The sequence below is a fragment of the Ruminiclostridium hungatei genome (genome assembly GCF_002051585.1).
Lineage (GTDB): Bacteria > Bacillota > Clostridia > Acetivibrionales > DSM-1351 > Ruminiclostridium > Ruminiclostridium hungatei.
Window position 1 is genome coordinate 235,961 of sequence record NZ_MZGX01000004.1, and the last position, 8,868, is coordinate 244,828.

8 protein-coding genes are annotated in these 8,868 nt (G+C 42.0%); all 8 read right to left on the reverse strand.

Annotated features, from left to right (window positions below):
- Positions 1-104 precede the first annotated feature (104 nt).
- Positions 105-548: a phage tail protein gene (locus CLHUN_RS04680; RefSeq protein ID WP_080063400.1), complete on the reverse strand. Its 444-nt coding sequence runs from the start codon at positions 546-548 to the stop codon at positions 105-107.
- Positions 549-571: 23 nt separating this feature from the next.
- Positions 572-2,113 (reverse strand): phage tail sheath family protein, encoded by a 1,542-nt coding sequence (locus CLHUN_RS04685; protein ID WP_080063401.1) that lies wholly within the window; start codon positions 2,111-2,113, stop codon positions 572-574.
- 150 nt (positions 2,114-2,263) lie between these two features.
- Positions 2,264-2,836: a Pvc16 family protein gene (locus tag CLHUN_RS04690; RefSeq protein ID WP_080063402.1), complete on the reverse strand. Its 573-nt coding sequence runs from the start codon at positions 2,834-2,836 to the stop codon at positions 2,264-2,266.
- The gene (locus CLHUN_RS04695) at positions 2,836-5,073 is read right to left on the reverse strand and encodes an AAA family ATPase (RefSeq protein ID WP_080063403.1); all 2,238 of its coding nucleotides are present in this window, start codon (positions 5,071-5,073) and stop codon (positions 2,836-2,838) included. Before CLHUN_RS04695 ends, CLHUN_RS04690 begins: the two co-directional genes overlap by 1 nt.
- A 296-nt stretch (positions 5,074-5,369) precedes the next feature.
- Positions 5,370-5,579, reverse strand: a complete 210-nt coding sequence (locus CLHUN_RS04700) for a hypothetical protein (RefSeq protein WP_080063404.1) — start codon at positions 5,577-5,579, stop codon at positions 5,370-5,372.
- Between the two features lie 240 nt (positions 5,580-5,819).
- Positions 5,820-6,632, reverse strand: a complete 813-nt coding sequence (locus tag CLHUN_RS04705) for a nuclease-related domain-containing protein (RefSeq protein WP_080063405.1) — start codon at positions 6,630-6,632, stop codon at positions 5,820-5,822.
- A 614-nt stretch (positions 6,633-7,246) separates the two neighbouring features.
- A complete protein-coding gene (locus CLHUN_RS04715) occupies positions 7,247-7,681 on the reverse strand; it encodes a hypothetical protein (protein ID WP_080063407.1) in 435 nt (144 codons plus the stop codon).
- Positions 7,682-7,702: 21 nt separating this feature from the next.
- The coding region (locus CLHUN_RS04720) for a deaminase (RefSeq protein WP_242656439.1) at positions 7,703-8,868 on the reverse strand (1,166 nt) is incomplete at its 5' end.

Here is an 8,868-nt window from a genome sequence, read left to right on the forward strand (position 1 = left end):
ATCTGGAACGGATGCCGGACATAATCTGAATACTTTGATTGATCGGATTTTTGAAAGTATATTATCATATCAGCATACTGCACCAGGACACGAGCAGTCCGTCACTATTTAACTCTTGTAACGCCCTCATGAGCAAGTTCTATTGATTCAACGCTGACCTCGTTGCCTTTTGCACTCAATGCACTTACGTCGTATTTGATAGGCCATGCCTCCACGATATCCCACTGAGCCTTTTCATTGCCTTCCTCATCCACAAGGATGATGGACAAGCTTTTTCTGTTATTGAGTGCGCCTTTTTGCACAATAGTCTTACGCCAGTTATATAATTCCATTGAATCGGTAAGACCTCTTTTGAGTGTCACATTACCGAATTTTGTAAGGCCGGACAATTTTCTGGAATGCGGTGCATCGGTTCCCTCTCTGTATTCAACAGCTTCTGTCGACACGTCAGGAATGGTTGCATCAGAAAATGCCGCAATCTGAATTCCGTCTAATACAACTCTGAATCTAAAATTTCTGTATGGATCATTTCTCTTACCTGTAGCCATGGTTTGAATCTCCTCTCCGGTTATTATTTAGCAAGCGTCTTTTGGCTTACCTTGATTATTACAAATTCTGCCGGTTTCACTGGTGCCACACCGACTTCAATTACCAGTTGGCCTGCATCTCTTGTGGCAGGAGGATTGTTTTCCTCGTCAACCTTTACAAAGAATGCCTCTTCTGGTGTAGATCCATATAGGGCTCCATCTCTCCATACCCTTGTCAGGAAGGCTGAAAGATTTCTCTTTACCTTTCCCCACAAAGATGGCTCATTTGGCTCGAATACTACCCATTGGCTTCCCTTGTCAACCGACTCTTCAATATACATCATTAAACGTCTGATGTTTATGTATCTCCATTCGGCATCGGAGGAAAGAGTTCTGGCTCCCCAGATGCAAATGCCTTCAGGCAGTGAGCGTATTACGTTTATACCAATTGGGTTCAGGAGTTCCTGTTCTCCCTTTGTAACTATTTTTTCAACTCCCACAACCGTATCCAGGAAGCCGTCGGTGGTTCCTGCAGGCGCCTTGTGAACACCGCGCAGAGAATCTACATATGCATAGGTTCCCACAACCGAACCTGACGGGGGAATAAGCTTTTTCTTACCGGTAAGGGGATCATTGATGTACACCCATGGATAATACAGGGCACCAAATGAACTGTTGAAGGCATTTCCTGCATATTTTTCAGTTGCACCTTCTTTGAAGTTTTTTACCTCCTGTGGAGTAAGTCCATGAGGAGGATCGGCTACAAAGAAGCAATCCTTTCTCAATCTGCAGTAGTTGAGCATTTCCAGGATAATGTCACGGCTTCCGGTCATATCTGCAATATCCGGGGCAGCCAGAATATTGATCTCGTCTACCACATCAAATGCATGAATACCGATTACCTGGTTTTTCTTGTCCAGGTATTCAACTGAGGAGATACCGTTTTTTCCGTCCAGCAAAGCTACAAAATCGTCAGTATCAGCGGGCTTCTTTTCCTGGTTTTCAACAATATCAAAATCAACAAGCGTTTCAACCTTTACAAATGATGAAATATCGTTGATTTTTTCCGCGCAGTTGAATATGAGCAGGTTGTCGAAGATCTCCACTATCTGGCCTTCTTCCTCTTCCCCTACATATTCATCATTGAAGGAACTGAGTTCAGTGTACTTGATAGTCAGTTTAAAGCCGGCAGGCTGTCCGTTTGATGAAGGTTCGATTTTGTAGGAGACACGGTTGCCCCAGTCTCCTTCCGAACGGGCGCTTATCTCGAGCAGATTTTCCCCTTCGGTGTCAGGTGCTATTGAGACCGCATTCTTTACATCTGTGGAAGCGGCTCTTACCACATAGCAGGATGTACCGCCTTCTGCGAAGAAATTGTATACCGCGTAGGCGAGGTAAGCATTTGGTATGAATCCTCCGAATTCATTAACATACTGGCTCCAGTTTGTAACCAAAACCGCTTTCCCTATGACACCCTTCTCTGCAAGTCCAATAAATGCGCCTACAGCAGTGCCTACACCGGCTATTGGTTTTACTCCGCTGGAAACTTCCTCTACATAAACCCCTGGTGATAAATAATTTGGCATTTCAAGTCCTCCTTGTTTTAACTGATTTTTAAACTCCTGTATTAATACAGGCTCTATATGCCTCGCAATTTTTATTAATTTGCGAAATCATATCCATGTTCTGCCTGTGTCCTTATACAGCCCTTATACAACGGTACTGCGGACACAGAACTATATTCTGTGAACATTGAGATCTTTTTCAAGAACTCTGGGTATTGTGAATATCTTTTCCGAAGGTATCCTTACCGGAGAGACCAGATAGGACAGGCTGAGCTTTGCAGGCTTGCCCGGAAAAACCTCCCATAATTGCTTTATGTCCTGCAATGATAAATTATTGTAGGAAATTCTTATTTTTTCATTTCCGCAGGCTATCAAATTGCCTTTTAAATCGTCTCCGCTGAGAACCGCATGTTCATGAAACAACTCAAACAATTTGCCCAGTATGAGCAGCTCGGTGTCCCTGTCCTTTGCATATGGGGTCATCAGGTAGAATAAATCCAGGTATGCCGGCGGATTGTAAAATTGTTCGGTGCCCGCCAGAGCTTCCTTCTCACTGTTCCTCATGCTTGGGCTCTCAGTGAGATAATACAGGCACATTGAAAGATTGATGTTTGTCGAATCTATGTCACTTGGAGAACCGAAGCTTATGTAACTGTCATCATTGAGTTCAGGTACGTTTGCCTTGATCAAGGCTTTCAAGCTCGCGCTCACATCTCTTATTACTGTACGGGATTCCACAGCCATTATTTCTTCACCTCAATCAATTGGTAATATGGGGCATAATCCGACATCAGAAATGTCTTGCCCAGTTTTTTGTATTCTCGTTTGGCAGCCAGCATTATTTCTTTGATACTGATGGGACATATGGCATGTGCTGCGTAGAAAGCTGCATTAACCGCAATGTTTTTAATATTTCCTCCTGCCAGGACAAACTTCTCGGCAAGGAAATCATAATCCAGGGCTGCATCAACAGGAGCCCCTGCCGGGAATATTCCCTGCCATATCTTTTTTCGCTGCTCCTTGTCCGGAAACGGAAAGGGCACATTGAAATGCAATCGTCTGAGGAAGGCCTCATCAATATTCTGGTTAAGATTGGTTGCCAGGATTACGATTCCGGTATACTCTTCCATTCTCTGCAGCAGGTAACCTATTTCCACATTTGCATACCTGTCATGGGCATCCTTTACCTCTGAGCGCTTTCCAAACAGCGCGTCGGCTTCATCAAAAAAGAGAATTGCATTTGAGGTTTCAGCTTCTGAGAATATATGTTCCAGATTTTTTTCCGTTTCCCCTATGTATTTGCTGACTACTTGAGATACATCGATCTTATAGATTTCAAGGCCTATTTCACTTGAAATAACCTCTGCCGCCATAGTTTTTCCGCTGCCCGGAGGTCCTGAGAAAAGAATATTGAGTCCCTTTCCAAGGGACAGCCTTTTCTCGAAGCCCCATTTTTCATATACCAGCGAGCGGTATTTTACCTGGTTGCAGATTTCCTGCATCTGCTGCATTTGCTCCTCCGGAAGCACAAGCATTTGCATGGTATAGATAGGCTTTATTTTTGAAGCCAGGGTGCCTAACTTTCTGTTGGATTGTGCATAGCAGGAGTTATACAGGTCTTCAGCCGCTATTTGTCCATTGCCGGCCCCCTTCCAGACAGAGCTGCCCTCACTCAGCCTGAGAGCAGTTTCAATCTGTCCCCGGGTAAATCTGAAATTTTCAGAGACCTTGTCCAGATTCACATCCTCCGCCAGTCTATACTGCATGCCCAGATGCTCCCAATGGGTTCTCCGTTCAGTGGCCGTAGGGTGGGGAAAGCCAACATCCATATATGTGAATTTGTTATTTATTTTTGCAGGCTTCCATTGGAAATGCCCCAGCATGAACGTAAGCGGCACATGACTTTGAAGCATTTCAAGCAAAGCATTCAGCTTACTTTGAAAACTTGCTTCCATGACCAGGAGGTGGGCATTTTTCAGGCACAGAGCCGCATTGCACAGCCTGGCCTGGCGCCCGAGACGCCTTAAGGTTTCTTCAAAAGCTTCTCCAAAAAGCATTTTCTCCACATCTGCCATTAACAGCGGCAAGTTCATTTCATTGCAAATTTTAAAAACCTGTCCGGTCTTGCCCACACCATCCGGCCCGTAAAAGTAAAACAGCTTGTTAAGTTTGCTTCTGCCTGTGTTGTGATAGTAGCCCACAAAATTCATAATTCTCTCTGCCAGGTCTGAATGCGCGCCTTCATTAAATTTTTCCTCCGGAGGAATAAATTCTGCTACAGGCACCAGTTGAGAATCCAATACCTTAATATCAAGCAAATAGTTTACAATCCAGTCGTCCAGTTTTATATGACGTGCTATGAGAGGCGTCCAATTGTCACTTAGATCATACCGGCGCTCCAGCAGGTATTCCACCAAAGGTGCCTGTGCATCGAATACACTGCGTATAAGGCTTGCCTCCTGACCGGCCGGCAGGAATATTTTAGCCAGCATATCAATATTGGGCTTTATTTCGGTAAGATCATTCTGCAAAAATCCATAAATGTGCTGATATTTTTGATTGATTTCCGGCGCCAGGCAGGCAATTGCACATTCCTGCTCGAAAGGCCCCAATCCAAACAAATTTGATATATGCTGCAGGGAAATATGCATGCCTTTTTGTGCGCTCACTGCCAACCTGTTTTCAATATTACTGTCCAGGCTCTTCAAAAGCTGCTCCATCTGCTGCCTGTTGTGGCTGTCAACCTGAAAACTGTTCAATAGAGCAAATATATTCTCCGCTGATGAAACAGCCAGGGTGTTTGAGTTTATTGTTCCCTTTTCCAGACATTGCTGCAGGTACAGCATCAGTTTCAGATCCAGACGCTTCAATTCCTCCTCAATATACTCGAGGCTTGATAAGAATGGCCTTATTTCTTCCTGTGCCTTCCTGCCTGTAACCTTTTCAGTTGTTCCATGTAAGTCGTACTCTGTTATATTCATTCAACCCTATCCTTCGGTTTTCCCCACCATACCGGTCTGATATTTCTTTTTTAAGTCAAATTGGCAATACATCTTGATTGACCGTAAATAACAAATCAATATGTTGTGGTTTAACCTTTCACTATATATGGTAATTTTTTTATGCTATTTACAACTTGTTTTTTAAATAATTTCTAAAATTTGCAAGCCGGGCATCTGCCCTGCACATTACGCCCTTGCACCAGGTGCAAGGCCAGGTCTCAAGGGTTAAGAGTCAAGGTTTCATACCCTCTTTTTCATACCCCCGATTTCATGCTTCAGACTTTCACCGCAGCAAGTTCTTTTTCAACGGCTTCAAGCAGCGCGATGGCATTTTTCAGCCTGAGATCAGAGGCCCAATACTCCTGGAAAAGATTTTCATAGTCAATATCCTGCCTGAGTTTTTCTTCCTTGCAGGAATCCAAAACCGAACTATTCCTGACATTGATCTTCTTAAGCATGTCGATTACCGATTTGAACTGTTCCATACTGTTCTCCCCTTTTGAATATTTATTAAGGTCTGTGTGCTTCCTCACCTTATATGGTAATTTTCCAACTCCTTTAACAACCAAAAAAAAGTAATAGCAGCTATTTTAGCTGCTATTACTTTTTGGATTGCAAGGTATTTATCAGACTATGTTTACTCTATAAAGACATATCAGTTGACCGCCAGATTAATGGAGTGGCAGGACGGATGGCCTCCACCAAACGGAAGCACTGGGTAGCGTTTATAACTTTCGAGCAGATTTCTTCTTGGAAATATCTCCACTACCCTTTACATTTTCCCAAATATGACCTGCCTGAGCGGACAGATTTATTTTTAATGCATCTGCAATTTTCTTGCACTCATCAGCGGAATACTTGTCTGGGAAACTGCTTATATGCTGCGTCAACAGTTCCGGCTGTAAAACAGGTATATCTGAGAAATGCTCTTTCAGCTTCTCATCCCAGTCAGCAAATACAATAATTGTATTTACAAAATAATTTCCTACATTATTCTTCTGTAAAAAATCATTTAAAAGTTTAGAGTTCAATATTCCTTGCTTAATCATATTATACTGATTATTATATTTTTTATTATGCTTCAGATTCTTTTGAGCTGAATCCTTCCAACTCTTTGTATCTATGGTAAATATGCCTTTAGGGCAGACAACAATATGGTCGATCAGGTTGTTTTCAAAATTGATATCATTTAATAGATAGTAATCGTCGGGAAGCTTGGACAAAAGTCTGGTAACATCTGAATCTTTATATGTATTCATTATGCTTGCCACTCCTTTTGTTATAAACCATAAGCTTAATACAAATAAAATCACAGTGAGCAGTGTAGCTGCATTTAACGAAATGTCAATCTCACTGAGCGGGCTGAAAAATTCCTTTAAGGCTGTAATCATACGGCTGAAAGCTGTTTTAACGGTATCTGCAATTGAGTATGAATAATTAAACGTTATGTATCCTGCAACTATTAGAAATATCCCTGTAGACAGGTAAGCGATTGGCTTTCGGGTAATTCTTTTTTTCCTGGACAGAATAGATGCCATAGAGAAGTCACTCCCCTCAACTTTTTATCTCCAACAACATATGTATTTTACTGTATTATATTATATTAATCTGTAAACAAAGTCTATATTTTCCTTTAATAGGCCGGAGTTCTTTTCCTTTCTCTTGCTTTCTACGGCAATGCTTGCATTGCCTGCTTCCCTGGCCGGTTACCTGCTCTATCATTCCTCCCACCGAATTTACCGGGCCTTCCAGAGGCTTCATTATATTGGTTAACTGGATAGGGCTTTCATGCATTAAAAAAATCCTAACAAAGAGTTATCTTTATTAGGACTCAAATTCCCAATTCACAATTCCCAGAGAATAATATTTAGAAAAAATATGATACAAATTTTAATTAATATTTGATAAAGCCTTAGACTAGCAAATCTCTTTTTAAATCAATTACGTCTCTTGTTTTTATTATCTCCATTACCTTTTTACTACTAAATTTTCTGACGATTTCTTCCTCCGCAGATGATAAAAGAAATGCTTGTATATAACACTTTTGTTGAAATCATCCTCGCGTGACAGTCAACCTCATTTAAATTTTAGCTGTTACATCTGCCCCATATTTCAACCACATATACCTATTACAATGCTTATTAGATATCAATTAATAATTCCCATCCTCAGGGATTTCATTTGAGTCTAACCATTCAATTCTATTCGTTCTTTCTCCCGATAAATAAAACTCTTTGATTGCTAACCATGCCTTCTCCTTTGGTAAAAACAATCCAATTGATGCATACCACTCCTCAGAACATTCCACTGTCTCATTTAAGTTTAAACGGTCTTCTAAAGAAAGCCATGTTTCCTTCACCTTTCCATTTTCCAAAACCAGATATTTAAGGTATATCCCATATTCTTCATTTGGTAAAATAAGAAGTGATTTATTATTAATTTCTCCATCATAAAAGTCTAGTGAGGCCCCACCATTTCCTTGATACCAGTATTCTGGAAATTGGTCTAATATGTATTCTTTTAACTTGTTAATGCCTATATTATCAGTGGTCAAACCGTTTGGCGATTGATAAACTACTTTATGCATTCATAACCATCCCCTCATTTTTTATAATATTAACTCTATTCCACCTTTAGTAATTACTTTTAATGTTTTAATGCCCATAGCTGCCCTAACCTCAGGTAAATATTTTTGGCAATTTGGACAAGTTAACCTATCTACATATAATACAACCGAATCCCCTAAATGGCCCCCAGCCTCTTTCCGCGCCTTCATTAAAGCATGTGCTTCAGCATGAGTTAAAACTTGTGCCTCTCCGCTACCATAGTGTTTTGCATTACCCAAAAGACCCTTTTCCTTTATAACTTTGAAAAAGTCACGCCCCAAATTTTTTAATTCATCACTCAACAGAGAAGAGTTTACTCCAAAAACCTTATTACCACTTACCTCCATAAGAGCAACAGTCTCTAGTCCATCTCCTCGAACCGGAATCCTATCTCCAAGAGGTTCTAGTCCGTTACTTTTCCTAAAACGGTCAATCGCTTCCCAAGGTTCCTTCTTGCCTGCCTCACCTACCCCCGCAGTAACAGCCTGTATTGTACTTGCCATCGCCTCATTTTGCTGTACAACCTGCTGTTCATCTTTTTCAGCCTCTACTTTTCTGCGCTTATTACTTATTTCTCCATTATCTGGTATTTCTCCTTCTTCAATTTTTCTTTTTATTGGACCAGGCTTTTTACTTGCCATCATTACCACATTTCCGTTCTTGCCCTTTTCCACCCACAGCTCATGCTCCTCGGCACCCAGCCTGAATTTGACCTTTGGCGTCAGCATCTTCTTTATGACTCCTGTTACCTTGGCCGCTCCCGCCGCAATAACCTTTGCACCCAGCTTTTTTATATTCATAAGCCCGAAGGTCATAAGTCTGGTATGTACGCCGCTCTTCAACAGGCCCAGGAAATCTCCTCCGCCCTGGCTCTTGCCGCCTTCCTGGCCGCTCTTTCCGGAGTTCTTTTCCTGTCCCTTGCTTTCTCCTGCCTTTCCGGCATCCCTATTCTGGCTGCCGCTGCTTCCCGCAAAGCCGGACAGCAGCTTGGAGCCGTTACCCATACTGGACATTGCTGACTGCTCCGCATTATCAACCACGCCCGTAGCCTGGTCGGTTACCTGCTCTATCATTCCTCCCACTGAATTTACCGGGCCTTCCAAAGGCTTCATTATGCTCTGTACGGGACCTGAGCCTGCTATCTTGTCAAACAGCTTGTCCGCAAAGG

Coding starts and splice junctions, on each gene's coding strand:
- CLHUN_RS04680 (WP_080063400.1), bottom strand. CDS start 548: ATGGCTACAGGTAAGAGAAATGATCCATACAGAAATTTTAGATTCAGA.
- CLHUN_RS04685 (WP_080063401.1), bottom strand. CDS start 2,113: ATGCCAAATTATTTATCACCAGGGGTTTATGTAGAGGAAGTTTCCAGC.
- CLHUN_RS04690 (WP_080063402.1), bottom strand. CDS start 2,836: ATGGCTGTGGAATCCCGTACAGTAATAAGAGATGTGAGCGCGAGCTTG.
- CLHUN_RS04695 (WP_080063403.1), bottom strand. CDS start 5,073: ATGAATATAACAGAGTACGACTTACATGGAACAACTGAAAAGGTTACA.
- CLHUN_RS04700 (WP_080063404.1), bottom strand. CDS start 5,579: ATGGAACAGTTCAAATCGGTAATCGACATGCTTAAGAAGATCAATGTC.
- CLHUN_RS04705 (WP_080063405.1), bottom strand. CDS start 6,632: ATGGCATCTATTCTGTCCAGGAAAAAAAGAATTACCCGAAAGCCAATC.
- CLHUN_RS04715 (WP_080063407.1), bottom strand. CDS start 7,681: ATGCATAAAGTAGTTTATCAATCGCCAAACGGTTTGACCACTGATAAT.